Annotated in this window: 12 protein-coding genes; 4 read left to right on the forward strand and 8 right to left on the reverse strand. The window is 40.1% G+C overall.

The features are described from left to right. The first annotated feature begins 22 nt into the window (after positions 1–22). Both PU02_RS05210 and PU02_RS05215 read left to right on the forward strand, forming a co-directional pair. Positions 23–484, forward strand: a complete 462-nt coding sequence (locus PU02_RS05210) for a RidA family protein (RefSeq protein WP_053944381.1) — start codon at positions 23–25, stop codon at positions 482–484. Between the two features lie 125 nt (positions 485–609). Beyond that, on the forward strand, positions 610–1,032 hold the full coding sequence (locus tag PU02_RS05215) for an HIT family protein (protein WP_053944382.1): 423 nt from the start codon (positions 610–612) through the stop codon (positions 1,030–1,032). Positions 1,033–1,040: 8 nt separating this feature from the next. Here PU02_RS05215 and clpA read toward each other — a convergent pair whose 3' ends face one another. Both clpA and clpS read right to left on the reverse strand, forming a co-directional pair. After that, positions 1,041–3,407, reverse strand: coding sequence for an ATP-dependent Clp protease ATP-binding subunit ClpA (clpA, locus tag PU02_RS05220; protein WP_053944383.1), 2,367 nt, complete (start codon positions 3,405–3,407; stop codon positions 1,041–1,043). 12 nt (positions 3,408–3,419) lie between these two features. Beyond that, positions 3,420–3,773: an ATP-dependent Clp protease adapter ClpS gene (clpS, locus tag PU02_RS05225; RefSeq protein ID WP_053944384.1), complete on the reverse strand. Its 354-nt coding sequence runs from the start codon at positions 3,771–3,773 to the stop codon at positions 3,420–3,422. Positions 3,774–4,018: 245 nt separating this feature from the next. Between clpS and PU02_RS05230 the strand changes: the two genes are divergently transcribed. Continuing rightward, complete coding sequence (locus PU02_RS05230; RefSeq protein WP_053944385.1) at positions 4,019–5,338, forward strand: SPOR domain-containing protein; 1,320 nt, start codon at positions 4,019–4,021, stop codon at positions 5,336–5,338. 32 nt (positions 5,339–5,370) lie between these two features. Further along, positions 5,371–5,649 carry a hypothetical protein gene (locus PU02_RS06955; protein WP_071628369.1) on the forward strand — a complete coding sequence of 93 codons (279 nt, stop codon included), beginning with the start codon at positions 5,371–5,373 and terminating at the stop codon, positions 5,647–5,649. 383 nt (positions 5,650–6,032) lie between these two features. Here the strand turns inward: PU02_RS06955 and PU02_RS05235 are convergent, their stop codons facing one another. From PU02_RS05235 to rplJ, 6 genes are all read right to left on the reverse strand, one after another. Then, the gene (locus tag PU02_RS05235; protein ID WP_053944386.1) at positions 6,033–7,430 is read right to left on the reverse strand and encodes an L-serine ammonia-lyase; all 1,398 of its coding nucleotides are present in this window, start codon (positions 7,428–7,430) and stop codon (positions 6,033–6,035) included. Positions 7,431–7,800: 370 nt separating this feature from the next. Then, a complete protein-coding gene (locus PU02_RS05240) occupies positions 7,801–8,481 on the reverse strand; it encodes a nitroreductase (RefSeq protein ID WP_053944387.1) in 681 nt (226 codons plus the stop codon). A gap of 453 nt (positions 8,482–8,934) precedes the next feature. Continuing rightward, positions 8,935–13,146: a DNA-directed RNA polymerase subunit beta' gene (gene rpoC, locus PU02_RS05245; protein ID WP_053944388.1), complete on the reverse strand. Its 4,212-nt coding sequence runs from the start codon at positions 13,144–13,146 to the stop codon at positions 8,935–8,937. A 167-nt stretch (positions 13,147–13,313) separates the two neighbouring features. Next, positions 13,314–17,462: a DNA-directed RNA polymerase subunit beta gene (rpoB, locus tag PU02_RS05250; RefSeq protein WP_053944389.1), complete on the reverse strand. Its 4,149-nt coding sequence runs from the start codon at positions 17,460–17,462 to the stop codon at positions 13,314–13,316. Positions 17,463–17,738: 276 nt separating this feature from the next. Then, on the reverse strand, positions 17,739–18,110 hold the full coding sequence (gene rplL, locus PU02_RS05255) for a 50S ribosomal protein L7/L12 (RefSeq protein ID WP_053944390.1): 372 nt from the start codon (positions 18,108–18,110) through the stop codon (positions 17,739–17,741). A 106-nt stretch (positions 18,111–18,216) separates the two neighbouring features. Beyond that, complete coding sequence (gene rplJ / locus PU02_RS05260; RefSeq protein ID WP_053944391.1) at positions 18,217–18,735, reverse strand: 50S ribosomal protein L10; 519 nt, start codon at positions 18,733–18,735, stop codon at positions 18,217–18,219. Positions 18,736–19,058 lie beyond the last annotated feature (323 nt).

Here is a 19,058-nt window from a genome sequence, read left to right on the forward strand (position 1 = left end):
AGAAAAATTGCTAGGGTATAACATGACAAATTCTATTGAAGGCCATTTAGAACAATTGGGCATTGTCATCCCCGTGGCGACAAGCTCCATCGCAAATTATAAAGCCGTACAGCAAAGTGGCAATCAGCTTTTTATTTCGGGACAACTTCCTCTCACCAATGGGAAGCCTTTGGTGATTGGGAAAGTTGGTGCAACAGTGACAACCGAGCAAGCAAAGAATTCTGCCAAATTATGTGCCTTAAATATCCTTGCACAGGCAAAATTATTTCTTGAAAATCTAGATAAAATAAAACGCATAGTAAAAATTACTGTCTTTGTAGCTGTTGACCCCAATTTTACTGATCTTCCTTCTATCGCAAATGAAGCTTCCAATTTACTGATTAAGATCTTCGGCGAAGTTGGTAAGCACAGTCGTTCTACCATTGGTGTTGCTGTGCTGCCCATGGATGTACCGGTAGAGATAGAAGCTATTATAGAGATCTAACTCTCTACAAAATATTTACTGTCTATAAGCAATGTAGAAGTAAATTTCTTCGTTTCGTTTTATGCACTTAAATTTTAAATGCTGATAATTTTTGAACAAAAAATATTGTTAAAATGAGGAAATATATGAAACATATTTATGATAAAGACAACATCTTTGCCAAACTAATCCGTAATGAAATCCCTTCCGTTCGAGTCTACGAAAATAATGACGTCATTGCATTTATGGATATCAAACCCCAAGCACCAGGTCACACACTGATTATTCCCAGAAAAGGATCCAGAAATTTATTAGATGCAGATACTGAGACATTGTTTCCAGTCATCGAAGCTGTTCAAAAAATTGCCATTGCAGTCAAAAAAGCATTTCAAGCAGACGGCATAACCGTTATGCAACTAAACGAACCTGCTAGCCACCAAACCGTATTTCATCTTCATTTTCATGTTATTCCACGCATGGAAGGAGTAGAACTCTCCTCTCATGATCATATCACTACATCCACAGAAATATTAGAAAAACATGCCCGAGAAATCCAAAAGTTCCTTTAAGATATTTTTTAGATTGTAGAACTGCTTTTTTGCACGCGCCTCTTTATAAGGCCCGGCGTGCGCGTTCCTGTGATCTTTCCACCTCTTGATTTTGCAGATATGTCAAAAGGAAAAATTTCTAATTTTAACTTTTCTTTTTGTCCATCGGGCTTATGTGTCAATATGCGAACTATTCCTCCTTTACTCAACTCTCCAAATAAAATTTTGTCGGCTAATGGCTTTTTAATATGCTCTTGTATAACACGACTTAGCGGACGTGCTCCCATCTGAGAATCATATCCTTTACTGGCAAGCCACTCTATGGCAGGAGTGCTTAATTCAAAAGTTATTCCCTTATCTACTAGTTGGGCCTCAAGATGAAAAATAAATTTCTGCACTATTTGCGCAGTGATTGACTGAGATAAAGTTGCAAATGGAATGATAGCATCTAAACGATTACGAAATTCTGGCGTAAATAATCGGTTTATTGCATCTACATCATCACCATCACGACGTGTTCTACCGAACCCAATTGCCGACTTTGCCATTTCTGAAGCGCCAGCATTAGTTGTCATAATCAAAATGATATTTCGAAAATCGATCTTCTTTCCATTATGGTCTGTCAAACGACCATAGTCCATCACCTGCAATATGATGTTAAACAAATCTGGATGAGCTTTTTCAATTTCATCTAGCAAAACGACCGCATGAGGTTTCTGATCAACCGCATCGGTGAGAAGACCTCCCTGATCAAAACCAACATAGCCTGGAGGAGCCCCAATTAAACGTGCAATTGTATGCCGCTCCATGTACTCTGACATATCAAAACGCAATAACTCAACGCCCAATAAGGAAGCAAGCTGTTTTGCGACCTCGGTCTTTCCAACACCTGTTGGCCCTGAAAATAAATAACTTCCTATCGGTTTTTCTGGCTCACGCAACCCTGCTCGAGCCAATTTAATTGATGACACCAGAGCTACAATTGCCTGATCTTGCCCGTAAATGACACGCTTAAGCTCTTTTTCAAGATTACTAAGCAATTTCTGTTCATTTCTAGAAACTGTTTTGGCTGGAACCCTTGCCATTGCAGCGATAACCGATTCAATTTCTTTAATCCCTACCTTCTTTGTTCTACTGTTTTTTGGCAAAAGCATCTGCGCGGCGCCACTTTCATCAACAATATCAATTGCTTTATCTGGTAGTCGACGATCAGCCATGTAACGAGAAGACAATTCTACAGATGCTTTCATCGCTTCATCAGTATATTTTATTTGATAAAAATCTTCAAAGTAGGGTTTTAACCCCTGTAAGATTCTAATCGCGTCAGCAATAGATGGTTCACTTACATCAATTTTCTGAAAACGACGCTCCAAAGCACGATCTTGTTCAAAAATCCTGCGATATTCTTTATAAGTTGTCGAACCAATACAACGAATGCTTCTAGAAGATAAACAGGGCTTTAAAAGATTTGCTGCATCCATATTCCCTCCAGAAGTTGCCCCAGCTCCAACTAATGTATGAATTTCATCAATAAATAAAATGGAACCCGGATATTGCTCAAGCTCTTTAATAATTTGCTTTAGTCTCTCTTCAAAATCACCGCGATAACGCGTGCCAGCAACAATCCCTCCCATATCAAGCAAGAAAATTGTTGAACCAGACAAAACTTCAGGAACTTTTCTATCAACAATAAGTTTAGCTAATCCTTCGACAATAGCTGTTTTTCCAACACCAGGATCACCAACCAAAAGTGGATTATTTTTTGATCGCCGACATAAAATCTGAATTATCCTTGAAATTTCTGTATCACGACCAACCAACAAATCAACGTTGCCCTCGCGAGCCTTATCATTCAGATTAATGCAATAAGCAGAAAGCGCACTTTTTACCTTTTCATCATTTTCTAAATTTTGTTGATCCAAATGTTCTTCAAACCCCTCAAGCAATGAAGAAAATTCATCATCACGTACAATACCATGTGAAATAAAACGTACCGCATCATAACGAGTCATCCCCATTTCCTTAAGGAAATGTACTGCATAACTTTCACCTTCAGAAAAAATTGCAACAAGAACATTTGCTCCAGAAACTTCACCTTTCCCAGCTGATTGAGCATGGATCACCGCTCGCTGAATAACACGTTGAAAAAATGCTGTTGGTTGTGTATCCTCGTCACCTTTAATTTGTACATCTAATTCTGACTGAATATAATGAGTGAGACGCTCTCGTAACTTCTCTAAATTTACTTGACAAGCGCAAATAACCGAGCTGGCATCCACATCATCTAATAGGGCAAGCAAAAGATGTTCTAAAGTTGCATATTCATGCTGCGCTTGGGAAGCAATCGTTAATGAACGACGCAAAACCTCTTCAAGACTGGGTGTAAAAGATGGCATAGTCCCTCACTTTTATTCCATGATACATTGTAATGGATGCTCGTTTTTACGTGCACACTCTATCACTTGCATAATTTTCATTTCAGCCATTTCATGGGTATAAAGACCGCACTCACCAACACCGTTATAGTGAACGTTTAGCATGATGCAGGTTGCCTCCTCAAAAATTTTTTTAAAAATTTTTTCCAAAATGAAAACAACAAAACCCATAGGAGTATAATCATCGTTTAATAAAAAAACACGATATAGCCTTGGTTTTTGAAGCTTTGGCTTCATTTGAGCCCTAATAGCAGAATCATACTTACTCTCACCCTTACTGTTTTTTTTTCCTTCTTCATCACACATACTGTAAGATCCTGAATTCATAATACCGTAACTTTTCGTGAAATATGGCTCCTAAGATTCATTTAAATCCCTTTATCCCCATTACAATAATTGATTGTGAAAAGAGGGAAAAACTTTATTCTATGATTACGTTAAACGAAATGTAGCACTTTTCAATACATTTTATAAATAAATTGGTAATACCATTTATCTACAACACATCAGGTAACAAGACGCAAAAAAATAGCTTCACTAACCTTTTAGGATAAACGGAGTAAAAAGTGTACATGAACTACAAAAAAATTATGGTTTTTCTCATTATTTTGGCTTTTTCTTGCTCTTGGACACAGGCTGCTCCCAAAGGGACACATCCGGATAAATATGCCGCTATTGTTATAGATGCAAATACAGGAAAAACATTATTTCGAGCTAATGAAACAGCAAAGCGTTATCCGGCTTCTTTAACAAAAATGATGACATTGTACCTGCTCTTCGAAGCAATGAAAGAACGTCGCATAACACCTAACACACCTATTCCTATATCAACTTACGCAGCAGAGCGGCCTCCAACAAAAATTGGGCTCAAAGCAGGTCAAACAATTTCTGCAGAAGCCGCAGCGAAAGCTCTCATTACAAAATCTGCAAATGATGTTGCAGCAGCCATCGGCGAATATCTCGGAGGAAGTGAAAAAAAGTTCGCAAAATTGATGACAACCAAAGCTCACAAATTAGGCATGATGAATACGAAGTTTGCAAATGCTTCAGGCCTTCCAGATGTAAACAACTACTCTACAGCAAAAGACATGGCCACTTTATCATTGGCTTTACGTAAAAATTTTCCTCAACAATACAAACTCTTTAAAATGAAAAGTTTCGTTTTTCGTGGCCAGACAATTAATAGTCACAACAGACTAGTTCAAACAATGAAGGGTGTGGATGGAATAAAAACAGGCTACACACAAATGTCAGGTTCCAACTTAGCAACCTCAATGCAGATTGACGGACACTCCATTGTAGCTGTTGTCATGGGAGGAAAATCCTCTACCGAACGTGACATCCACATGGCTAACTTATTAAATAAGTATCTTCCAAAATCAAGCCGCTTTCAAACAAACGGGCACCTAATTGCTTCTCTGCCTACTGCTGCAGAAGCTCCAATACCTGCTTCCAAAACAAGCCCAACTAACCTTGAAGACAATATTTCTGTCCTTTTGACCGCGCTTACATCACAACCTAATGATGCTAACACTGCGATAGCTGCTGTCAATCAAGCGATCATACCCATCCCAAATCCTCACAAGGTCAAGCTTAGTCAAGCAGATCAAGCAGATAGTGTCATGAGAGATTCTTCATTGACCAATGGTGGGTGGGCTATCCAAATTGGCTCTCTTCCCAATGAAGAAAATGCAAATTCTCTTCTTGCAAAAGCAAAAAATTCTGTCCCTTCTCTCTTAAAAAACACATCCTCAAGCACGCAATTATTTGAAAAAAATGGACGCCGCTATTATCGCGCTCGTTTCGTTGGCTTTCAATCTAGAAAAGCCGCACTTGATGCTTGTTCTACTTTAAAGAAAGAAAATTTTAACTGCTACACTGTAGTTTACTAAGAAATTCAGGACTCTGCGTCAAGGACGGTACCATGACATACAACACTAATTTCTCACTTTCTAAAAAAGAAAAGCTGCTAAGCTATCCGTCGTTCCTTCCTCTACGTACCCCTCATAAGGCTGTAATAAAATTTTCTCATCTTAAAAACTCCCTTGCTAAATCAAGCAGACTCTCCTTGATCAACCTGTTAACCTGCCAAATAGCTAGATATCGTCGTTTAGCTATACCCCCAGTGCGCATCCATCTGCGCGTTATAAGCAGAACGGGGAATGTTCCTGTTAAACTTCGTCTTGGTGCAACAAATAGTTAACTTTAGTAAAAATGCTTCTTTCACAAAGGGTGCACTCTACCTACTTTCTCAAAAATCCTGACATAATTTTTTTTATCCTTAATCTACGAAAAGGCTATGTCAAAACTCTCTTTCTCTCAAATGAGTTTGAAGCGAAAGACGTATAACTTTATGAAGATTATGGTTGAATACAATTCTTGCAAAAAATATGATGCTTGAAACAAGATAGAAAACTCTCATTCTTCCTGTTTATACCTCAAAAAAATCCATCTTATTCAAAAATAAGCTTATTTTATTAAACAACCAGATACAGCAAAAATGATTACTCCTATTTGCGAATAATATCTCCTCTCCAGAGTATATCTTCATAGCACAAAAACACCACCATATAATGGAAATCCTACTTAACAAGCCGTAACATTAAGAGCAAGGCCTCCCTGACTCGTTTCTTTGTAACGTCCACTCATATCATTTCCTGTCTGGCGCATTGTCTCAATGCAAGCATCAAGAGAAACAAAATGGCTTCCATTTCCATGTAAAGCAAGAGAAGCAGCCGTTACAGCCTTAACAGCTCCCATAGCGTTACGTTCGATACAAGGAATTTGAACAAGCCCTGCAACTGGATCACAGGTCATACCAAGGTGATGTTCAAGAGCAATTTCTGCTGCATTCTCAATCTGAGCAGCAGTTCCTCCACATGCCGCAACCAACCCTGCTGCTGCCATTGAGGACGCAGCTCCAATTTCACCTTGACAACCAACTTCTGCCCCAGAAATAGAAGCATTATGCTTGATGATACCACCAATAGCCGCTGCTGTTAGCAAAAAATTATAAACGCCTTCCTGATTTGAACTGCTATTAAATTTTAAGTAGTAATATAAAACAGCAGGCACAACACCAGCAGCACCATTTGTTGGTGCCGTAACGACACGACCGCCAGCAGCATTTTCCTCGTTAACTGCCATAGCATATACGGAAAGCCAATCATTCGCAAAGAACGAATAATCATCCTTCATTTTTTGATCTCTTAGAAATTTATCATGAAGCTTTTTAGCACGTCTAAAAACATGCAGCCCCCCTGGTAGCTCTCCTTCTTGTGAGAGACCTCTATAAATGCAGTCTTTCATAGCTAAAACAATCTCATCAAGTGCTGCATTAAAAGCAGAGCGCTCCATTCTTGTCTCTTCATTCATGCGCTTCATGTCGGAAATTGAAAGCCCAGAATCCTGTGCCATCAACAACATTTTATTTGCTGAATCAAAAGGATATGGCACCTCAGGCATACTTTGATCTGTCATACAACTTCTATTATTAATCTCGTCTTCAGTCATAACAAAACCACCCCCAACAGAATAGTAAACTCTCCGCAAGAGAATATTGCCATTAGAATCAAGACCTTCAAAGGCAAGACCATTACTATGCCCTGATAAAGTAACTTTTCGTTCAAAAACAAGATCAATTTGCGGATCAAAGTGGTAAACAGGATGACTTTCTGGTTGCACCTTTTTTTCAAATTTAACTTTTTCTATCAAAAAATCTATACAATCAAGATCAACCGTAGCAGCATTTTCTCCTAATAAACCCAAGATAACAGCCTTATCCGTAGCATGACCAATCCCTGTAAATGCCAGTGAACCATGCAGATAAACACGAATACGAGAAATTTTCGCACACAAAGACGAAGAATGATTTAGAGAAGAAATTTCCTTCAAAAACATACTCACAGCCACCATCGGCCCCATCGTATGTGAACTAGAAGGACCAATACCAACCTTAAAAAGCTCAAAAACAGATAAAAACACACTCCCCTCCCCTAAAATCAAGCATATACTCAGTGAGCATTCCCTTATTCCTCTTATTACTTTGATGTTCACCTTTTACAAAATCAAATTGCAAGAGAAAGCAGAAAAAACAAAGCACACCACACACAGCGCGCCACCGGCCTGGAACCTCCTCCTCAACAACTCCCTGCGCAAGGCTAACCCCTGCACAGTGTACCCATTAATAAGGATGAATAATCATTCCTTAACGGGAGAAGTATAATGAAACAGGTGCTCGTATGCAATATTAAAACTCGATAGAAATCATAAGCTCATTTTAAAACAGCTTCGCATCCTTCCAAAACATCTATGAGATTAAATGCTCCAGAAAGACTAAATCACTCTACTAGCATCATTGAATAAAGCGTACAAAATTCTCGATTGGCTCACGCTCAGTTTCAAAATTATTTTCTGGAGCATTCATATCGCGATAACCAAGTGCCATACCACAAATAATTTTCTCTTCAGGAGGAACCGATAACAAAACACGAATTTGCTGATGATAATCAGCAAAAGCAGCTTGAGGACATGTATCCAAACCAAATCCACGTGCTGCTAGCATCACTGTCTGCATAAACATACCTAAATCAAGCCAACTACCTACCTCCATATCTTGATCCATTGTAAAAAGTAACCCAACAGGTGCATCAAAAAATGAGTAGTTACGCGCTTGCTGGCGAATTATTCTCTCTTTTTCATCTTTTTCAATTCCAAGACTTTTATAAAGATCTAAGCCAATTTTTTTTCTTCGAGTCAGATAAGGTTCTCTCCATTGACGTGGATAATAGTGATACTGACGCTGCCCTTTTACGCCTGACAACGCAAGTTGCGAAAGCTCTTTGCCAACTTTCTGCAATGCTTCTCCCGTGATAACAGTAACTTTCCAAGGTTGAAGATTTGTTCCTGATGGAGCTCGTGCTGCAAGCTTCAAAATTTCCTCAATTATTTCTTTTTTTACAGCTCGGTCAGTAAAAGCCCTGATTGATTTTCGTGATAAAATAGACTGGAAAACATCAAGAGTACAATTTGTCATTTCTTTCCCTCCTTATCAAAAAACAAATATCAACACATGTCTGATAAGTAACTTTCTGTATGAATAATAACGGAAAAAATCTGTACAATAATTTAGTAATACACGCTCACATCCTAATGCAATCCTGTTCACAACTTTCCAAGACACAGAAATAATATAAAATGATATGTTGTTTTATAGATAACTTTTTCCATTTATTTCTCAAACAATAAAACCCCTCTATCAATCAGTTTTAATGAAGCACGCTGCATTTTCTTATGTAAATTAAACGGCTGATAATAATACAAATATTTAAAAATCTATAAAACCTAACAACAAAAATTTCTGAAACTCACAACGATAATTAGCACAATTTGTTTTGAAGCAACGGATTTTTTCTTCATTCAAAACCCAATAAAAAACGCCCGAATTTCATTCAGGCGCTTTTTCTTTTAACCTTAACCAACATTCACATCATTCAGAAAGAGTATTTTCCGTCATATCGGCCAATAACACCTTAGATGCATCATCATTTCTGGATTTGTGCTGTTCGTCCACGATCAAATCATCACGAACAGTAGCAATACGGTGAATCTGAGCGATTGCACCTCCCGTACCTGCAGGAATAAGCCTACCAACAATAACATTTTCTTTAAGGCCTTGCAGAGTATCAATTTTTCCAGAAACTGCTGCCTCAGTAAGAACCCGAGTTGTTTCCTGAAATGATGCCGCTGAGATAAAAGATGGTGTCTGGAGAGATGCTTTCGTAATCCCAAGAAGAATAGGATTACCAGAAGCAGGCCTTTTGCCTTCTGCGATGAGATGATCATTAATCTCATCTAATTCAATGCGATCAACATGATCCCCCGGAATGTAATCAGAATCACCCGATTCAGTAATTTCCACTTTTTGTAGCATCTGACGAACAATGACTTCGATGTGTTTGTCATTAATCAAAACACCCTGCAAGCGATAAACTTCCTGAATTTCATTAACAAGGTAAGACGCTAAAGCTTCAACACCCTTAATAGCTAAAATATCATGAGGAGCCGGATTACCATCAAGAATATAATCACCCTTTTCAATTTGATCACCTTCTTGCAGATGGAACAACTTCCCTTTTGGAATTAAATATTCTACCGCTTCAAGAGTATTATCATCAGGTTCAATGATGATACAACGTTTGTTCTTATATCCCCGACCAAACCGTACTGTACCACTAATCTCAGCAATGATAGCATGATCCTTCGGACGCCGTGCTTCAAAAAGTTCAGCCACACGCGGTAAACCACCTGTAATATCTTTTGTTTTAGCACTTTCCATCGGTAAACGCGCAATAACATCACCTGCCTTGACATAAGAACCTGGTTCAACAGAAAGAATAGTTTCCACCGACATCATATAACGTGCTTCTCCACCTTTCTGCAGCTTGGCAATACTACCATCTTTCTTATCCGTATGGATAACGATTGCAGGCTTAAGTTCAGCACCACGTGGATTAGCACGCCAATCAATAACCTGACGTTTTGTAATCCCAGTGGATTCATCAGTCGTTTCAGTAACTGATAAACCATCAAGCATATCCTCAAACGCCACATAACCATCAACCTCTGTTAAAACCGGACGAGTATAAGGATCCCACTCAGCTATACGCTGACCACGTTTAATCATATCACCATCATCAACAAAGATCCGTGCACCATAACTGATACGATGCACAGCACGTTCTTTGCCAGCCTCATCTTTGATAAGAACAGCCATATTACGCCCCATAACCACTAAATGTCCTTCAGAATTGCGAACGACATTACGGTTACGAAGTTCTACCTTACCCTCATACGACGCTTCAAAGTAAGATGAATCAACAACCTGTGCTGTTCCACCTAAGTGAAAAGTACGCATAGTAAGCTGTGTCCCCGGCTCACCAATGGATTGAGCTGCAATAACACCAACGGCCTCACCCTGATTAACAAGCGTTCCACGTGCCAAATCACGACCATAACACCTAGCACAAACACCAAGACGAGTTTCACATGTCAAAGCTGAACGAATCTGAACAGACTGAATCCCTGCTTCTTCAATTCTCGCAACATCAGATTCTTCAATCATCGCTCCGCCCTCAAGAATAACCTCACCAGATACTGGATGCAAAATATCCAAAAGCGCTGTACGACCAAGAATTCTTTGACCAAGAGTTGCAACAATCTGCCCTGCATCAATGATAGGCTGCATTGTAAGCCCTTTTACAGTTCCACAATCGACAGCTAGAATGATAGCATCCTGTGCAACATCAACAAGACGCCGTGTCAAATAACCGGAATTTGCAGTCTTTAGAGCGGTATCTGCTAACCCTTTACGTGCACCATGGGTCGAGTTAAAATACTCGTTAACAGTTAAACCCTCTTTAAAATTCGAAATGATTGGCGTTTCAATAATTTCGCCTGATGGTTTTGCCATCAATCCACGCATACCAGCTAACTGTTTCATTTGATTAGCAGAACCACATGCACCAGAATGTGACATCATATAAATTGAATTCATTTGCTGCTGACGGCCAGTCTGGGGATCAAATTTGATAGCCTGAATACGCCTCATCATTTCATCTGCGATGCGGTCAGTACATTTCCCCCAAGCATCTACAACCTTATTATATTTCTCTCCTTGTGTAATCAGACCATCATTATACTGCTGCTCATATTCTTTAACCAAAGATTCCGTTTCAGCAACTAAACGAGGTTTACTATCAGGAATGACCATATCATCCTTACCAAATGAAATCCCTGCACGACAGGCATGAGAAAAACCAAGTTGCATAATACGATCACAAAAAACAACCGTCTCCTTTTGTCCACAGTGCCTGTAGACTTGGTCAATCATCTTGGAAATATTCTTTTTAGTCATTTCCTGATTAACGATATCGAACGAAATATTTGGATTTTTTGGTAAGAGCTCACCAATAATTAGGCGCCCAGGTGTTGTGTCATAAAGCTTAGCAACTTCCTTTCCATCTTTATCCACATTCTTGAAACGACCTTTAATCTTCGTATGGAGAGTTACGACCTTATTCTCCAAAGCATAATACAACTCTCCCATATCAGAAAAAGCCATCCCTTCACCTGGTTCTTTCTCTGAAACAATAGAGAGATAATAGAGACCGAGAACCATATCCTGAGACGGAACAATAACTGGCGCACCATTGGCTGGATGAAGAATATTGTTCGTTGACATCATCAAGACACGAGCCTCAAGCTGTGCTTCAAGTGAAAGAGGAACGTGAACCGCCATCTGATCACCATCAAAATCCGCATTAAAAGCCGTACAAACTAATGGATGAAGCTGTATCGCTTTTCCTTCAATCAATACGGGCTCAAAAGCTTGAATTCCTAAACGGTGAAGTGTTGGCGCACGATTAAGCAAAACAGGATGCTCACGAATAACCTCATCCAAAATATCCCAAACTTCCGGATGCTCCTTCTCAACAAGTCTCTTTGCTTGTTTTACCGTCGATGAATAACCCTTCGCATCAAGACGAGCGTAAATGAACGGCTTAAACAATTCGAGAGCCATTTTTTTAGGAAGACCACACTGATGCAATTTTAACTCAGGACCCGTAACGATGACAGAACGTCCTGAATAATCAACCCGCTTCCCTAGCAAATTCTGACGAAAACGACCCTGTTTTCCCTTTAACATATCTGAGAGTGACTTTAACGGACGTTTATTCGCTCCTGTTATAACACGACCGCGACGACCATTATCAAATAAAGCATCAACCGCTTCCTGAACCATACGCTTCTCATTACGCACAATGATTCCAGGGGCACGCAATTCAATAAGACGTTTCAAACGATTATTACGGTTTATAACACGCCGGTAAAGATCATTTAAATCTGATGTTGCAAAACGACCACCATCTAGAGGAACCAATGGACGCAAATCCGGTGGAATTACCGGAATCGTTTTCATTATCATCCACTCTGGTCTATTGCCGGATTCAATAAAATTTTCGACAATTTTAAGTCTTTTAATCAACTTCTTTTGCTTTATTTCTGAAGTTGTCGCTGCTAACTCAACACGCAAGTTTCCCGCTATTTTATCTAACTCCATTGAAGAAAGAAGATCATAAATAGCCTCTGCGCCTATCATGGCTGTGAATTGATCCTCTCCAAATTCATCAACAGCAAGCATATATTCTTCTTCTGAAAGCAGCTGATGCAGCTTAAGGGATGTTAAACCCGGCTCTGTTACGATATAATTCTCAAAATAAAGAACCCTCTCTATATCTTTTAAAGCTAAATCTAAAAGGGTAGAAATTCGACTTGGCAATGATCTTAGAAACCAAATATGCGCAACTGGTGCTGCAAGCTCTATATGCCCCATACGTTCACGTCGTACACGTGAAAGAGTAACTTCCACACCACATTTTTCGCAAATAATACCCCTATATTTCATACGCTTATATTTACCACATAAGCACTCATAATCTTTAATAGGACCAAAAATACGCGCACAAAAAAGACCGTCACGCTCTGGTTTAAATGTTCTATAATTAATAGTCTCTGGTTTTTTTATTTCACCATAAGACCAAGACAGAATCTTCTCAGGACTCGCAATTGAAATACGAATAGAATCGAATGTCTGTGCTAGTACTTGAGGATTGAAAAGATTCATAACCTCGTGATTCATGCCATTCTCCTTTAAAGATCCTCAGAATCTCTCATAGCCTCTTCCATTACAGCTCTATTAGAAATGGTGCTTCCAATACTAAAACTGTTCTTGCTATTTCAATAGAAATTCCTCTAGTTATAGCGTTTTATAATGATCAGAGCGCACAACTCTCAGTGCGCTCTCATTTAATCTATCGTTTCAGGCAAGGCTCGCTGCGCAGTAAATTCACGTACATCGTCAAGTTCTACATTCAAACCGAGTGAACGCATTTCCTTAACTAAAACATTAAAGCTTTCAGGTATACCCGCTTCAAAGGTGTCATCACCACGCACAATTGCTTCATAAACCTTTGTCCTACCCGCCACATCATCCGACTTAACTGTTAACATTTCTTGTAAAGTGTAAGCAGCACCATAAGCTTCAAGTGCCCAAACCTCCATTTCACCAAAACGTTGACCACCAAACTGTGCCTTACCACCCAACGGCTGTTGAGTAACAAGTGAGTATGGCCCTATCGAACGTGCATGGATCTTATCATCAACGAGATGGTGCAACTTAAGCATATAGATGTAACCCACAGTCACAGACCGATCAAACGGCTCCCCAGTACGACCATCATAAAGTGTCACCTGACCAGAACTATCTAAACCTGCATCCTCTAACATCATATTGATATCAGATTCATGTGCTCCATCAAAAACAGGGGTTGCAATCGAAACACCCTTTCCCATCTGAAGAGCCAGCTTCAAAAGACTCTCATCATCATACTTACGCACAGGCTCGTTGCGACCATTATCAGGAATAAAATCTTCAATGCGCTGACGCAATGGAATTATATCTCCTGTCTCTCTGTAAAAATCGATCAAATCACCAATTTTTTTACCCATACCAGCACAAGCCCAGCCAAGGTGAGTTTCAAGAATTTGACCAACATTCATACGACTTGGAACACCCAATGGATTCAACACAACATCAGCATGAGTTCCATCTTCAAGAAACGGCATATCTTCCACAGGTAGAATCCGAGACACGACACCCTTATTACCATGGCGCCCTGCCATCTTATCACCGGGCTGAATTTTACGTTTTACAGCCACGAAAACCTTCACCATTTTCATGACACCCGGAGGCATCTCATCGCCACGCTGAACTTTTTCAACTTTATCCATGAAACGACGTTGCAGGGCCTCTTTTGAAGCATCATATTGATTACGCAAGACTTCAATTTCACCCTGAAGTTTTTCATCATCAACAGCAAATTGCCACCACTGTGAGCGCGGATAAGAATCCATAATGCTACTATCAAGTTTTTTGCCTTTTGAAAAACCTTTCGGTCCCCCTATGGCAAACTTACCCATCAACATATCTGAAAGACGCGCATAAACATTTCTGTCAAGTATCGACTGCTCATCATCCCTATCTTTGGCCAGACGTTCAATTTCTTCACGCTCGATAGACATAGCCCGCTCGTCTTTTTCTACACCATGACGATTAAAAACACGAACTTCCACAACAGTCCCGAAAGTTCCTGGAGGCATTCTCATCGAAGTATCACGAACATCTGAAGCTTTTTCACCAAAGATCGCACGCAAAAGTTTTTCTTCCGGCGTCATAGGACTTTCACCCTTTGGCGTAATCTTACCGACAAGAATATCACCAGGTTGAACTTCAGCACCAATGTAAACAATACCTGACTCGTCAAGATTCCTTAAAGCTTCCTCTGCAACATTAGGAATATCACGAGTAACTTCCTCTGGTCCAAGCTTTGTATCACGCGCAGCAACCTCAAATTCTTCAATATGAATCGAAGTAAAAACGTCATCAGATACAATACGCTCTGAAAGTAGTATAGAATCCTCGTAGTTGTAACCATTCCAAGGCATAAATGCCACCAGAACATTCCTACCAAGAGCCAAATCACCGAGATCTGTCGATGGACCGTCAGCTATAATATCACCCTTTTCTATCCTATCACCAACGTGAACAAGAGGGCGTTGATTGATACATGTAGATTGATTAGAACGTTGAAATTTTTGTAAACGGTAAATATCAACGCCAGATTTTGAAGGATCTAAATCCTTTGTTGCGCGAATAACAATACGCGTCGCATCAACTTGATCAACGATACCGCCCCGTTTTGCAGCAATAGCAGCACCTGAATCACGAGAAACTACAGACTCCATACCGGTGCCAACAAAAGGAGCTTCAGCACGAATAAGGGGAACAGCTTGACGTTGCATATTCGACCCCATCAATGCACGGTTTGCATCATCATTTTCCAAAAACGGAATAAGAGCTGCAGCAACTGAAACCAACTGTTTTGGCGAAACATCCATCAAATCTACGTGATCACGCGGTGTCATTAAAACTTCACCAGCATGACGACAAACAACAAATTCCTCCGTAAAACGCCCCTCTGAATCCAATGAAGAATTAGCTTGAGCCACATAATGCTTCGACTCTTCCATGGCAGAAAGATAAACAACTTCTGCCGTCACTTTCCCACCAACAATTTTACGATACGGACTTTCAATGAATCCATATTTATTGACGCGTGCAAAAGTCGCCAGAGAATTTATTAAGCCAATATTCGGACCTTCAGGGGTTTCAATTGGACAGATACGACCATAATGCGTAGGATGCACGTCGCGCACTTCAAAACCTGCACGCTCCCGAGTTAAACCACCTGGTCCAAGAGCAGAAAGGCGTCGCTTATGCGTAATCTCTGATAAAGGATTTGTTTGATCCATAAACTGTGACAATTGTGAGGATCCAAAAAATTCACGAACAGCTGCAGCAGCCGGTTTCGCATTAATAAGATCCTGTGGCATAACAGTATCAATCTCAACTGAAGACATGCGCTCTTTTATCGCACGTTCCATGCGCAATAAACCAACCCGGTATTGGTTCTCCATCAGCTCCCCAACGGATCGCACGCGACGATTACCAAGGTTATCAATATCATCAACTTCGCCGCGACCATCACGCAAATCAACCAGCATCTTAACAACTGCCAGAATATCCTCTTGACGCAAAACACGAACCGTATCCGGACAATCGAGTCCCATACGTGAATTCATTTTAACACGACCAACCGCAGAAAGATCATAACGCTCAGGATCAAAAAACAACGAATGGAACATAGCCTCTGCCGTATCCATCGTGGGTGGCTCACCTGGACGCATAACTCTATAAATATCAAACAAGGCATCCTGCTGGCTTTCGTTCTTGTCTGCTTTTAAGGTATTGCGAATGTATGCACCAACATTCATATGATCAATATCAAGAACATTGATTGTATCAACACCAACATCCAACAAAATTTTCAATGCTTTTTCATCAATTTCATCACCGGCCTCAAGATGAATCTCGCCTGTTTGATAATTGACAACATCATCCGCCAAATAAGATCCTAATAAATCATCTTCACTGATTTTGATTACCTTTAAGCCTTTTTCTTCTAAAAGCTTCGCACTACGGACCGTTAATTTTTTACCAGCCTCAGCAACAACCTCCCCACTCTCTGCATCAACGAGATCAGAGACTAACTTTATTCCCTTAAAGCGACCAACTGAATAGGGAATGCGCCACCCATCTCCAAACCGCTCATAGGTAAGCTTATTATAAAAGGTCGATAGGATATCAGATCCATCCATACCCAATGCCATCAAAAGGCTAGTTACTGGGATCTTACGCCGCCGATCAATGCGAGTATATATGATATCCTTTGCATCAAATTCAATATCAAGCCAAGATCCCCTGTAAGGTATCACACGAGCTGCAAAAAGAAATTTTCCTGATGAGTGAGATTTTCCTTTATCGTGGTCAAAAAACACACCTGGAGAACGGTGCATCTGTGAAACGATAACGCGCTCCGTACCGTTTATGACAAAAGTACCGTTACCCGTCATCAACGGCATGTCTCCCATATAGACACCCTGCTCCTTGATGTCCTTAATGTCTCTTAAACCCGTATCTTCATCAATATCAAAAACAATCAAACGCAGTACTACCTTTAGTGGAGCTGCATAAGTCAAATCACGCTGACGACACTCTTCAACGTCAAACTTCGGCAAATCGAACTCGTAGCGCACGAATTCAAGCATGGCGGTACCGGAAAAATCTGATATTGGAAACACTGACTTAAAAACAGCCTGTAAACCTTCATCTGGACGCCCGCCTTCCGGCTCTTCAATCATGAGAAATTGATCGTATGACGCTTTCTGAACTTCAATAAGATTTGGCATTTCCGCCACTTCAGAAATCTTACCAAAAAATTTACGTACACGTTTACGACCATTAAATTGAGACATCATTGCTAGAGTCTGAGCCATCGTTGCTCCTCAATTTTACTATCCAAGGTAGACTAAACCTTGAAAGCTTCCTACTATTAATCTGCGCACGCAGACCTGTTTACCTAATACCAAAAACGAATATAACTCTCTTCGACACACACCCAACAGCTACACTGCCAATGCCCACCATATTCACTAAAAATCTACGAGGCAAAAGCGTTCTCCATAGCTGCTAAATCGTTAGAAAAATATTCATAAACCCTTCCGAAAAGAAAAGAGGTCGGCAGATAATTTATACCTGCCAACAAACGAAACTTATTTAAGTTCAACCTTAGCACCTGCAGCTTCAAGCTGAGCTTTAATCTTTTCTGCCTCATCCTTAGAAGCACCTTCTTTAATTGGTTTAGGAGCTCCTTCAACCAAATCTTTTGCCTCTTTAAGACCAAGACCTGTAAGAGCGCGCACTTCCTTAATTACATTAATTTTCTGAGCGCCACCATCGACAAGAACAACATCAAATTCTGTCTTTTCTTCAGCAGCTGCAGCAGCTTCACCACTGACAGCGGCAACAGCTACAGGAGCAGCAGCTGAAACTCCCCATTTTTCTTCAAGCAACTTAGAAAGCTCAGCAGCTTCCAAAAGAGTAAGGTTAGAGAGGTCTTCTACGATCTTCGCTAGATCAGCCATATTAAAATTCCTTCAAGTTAAAAGGTTTAGATTATCACTTAAAATTCATTCAAAAAAACAGAAAAGCAACAAAACCGTCCCGTTAATACGAATAAACCAAACAGTTTCAAGCTGCTTTCTTCCCCTGAGCATGCGCACCAATGACACGAGCAATTTGACCAGCAGGAGCATCAACAACCTGAGCAATACGAGTCGCAGGAGTAGAAACCATACCCACAAGCTTTGCTCGCAACTCATTGAGTGAAGGTAATGCAGCTAAAGATTTTACAGCATCAACGCTTAAGCTTGTAGCACCCATTGAACCACCAAGGATGACAAATTTATCATTGACCTTCGCAAAATCAACAGCAACTTTTGGCGCTGTAATCGGATCCTCTGAATACGCTATGAGTGTCTGCCCAGTAAACAAACCCGCTATCGATTCAGACTCCGTGCCCTGAAGAGCGATTTTTGCAAGACGGTTTTTGGCAACTTTAATAGCACCACCAGCCTCACCCATCTTTGAACGAAGATCATTCATTTGTGAAACTGTCAAACCGGAATAATGTGCAATAACGATAGAACCAGACTCCTGAAAAGCCTTATTCAACCATGTAACAAATGCACGTTTTTCTGCTCTATCCACTGTCTTTCTCCATTTAACAGATTTACTTAAAAATCCGCTTGTTACCTTTGATAACACAAAATACTTATGCTACCGATGAGGATCCTGCCCCCTTCTTCACGCACAAACGATCAAAGGTAACTCTGGTTCAAACCTTTGAAGTTTTTTTAACCTTAAAGTTTTTACCCCAGTCTCATGCAGGCCTTTAAATTAAGATATTCTAAAAATATCACCTACAATCTCGGACAGGACATTCCGGGATTTCTCCCGGCATGACCCGAGCCTAACAAGGCTCAGATAACTATGTGCCAAAAAAATTGACACAAAAAACAATATTCAATGAC

It is taken from the genome of Bartonella ancashensis (genome assembly GCF_001281405.1).
GTDB lineage: Bacteria > Pseudomonadota > Alphaproteobacteria > Rhizobiales > Rhizobiaceae > Bartonella > Bartonella ancashensis.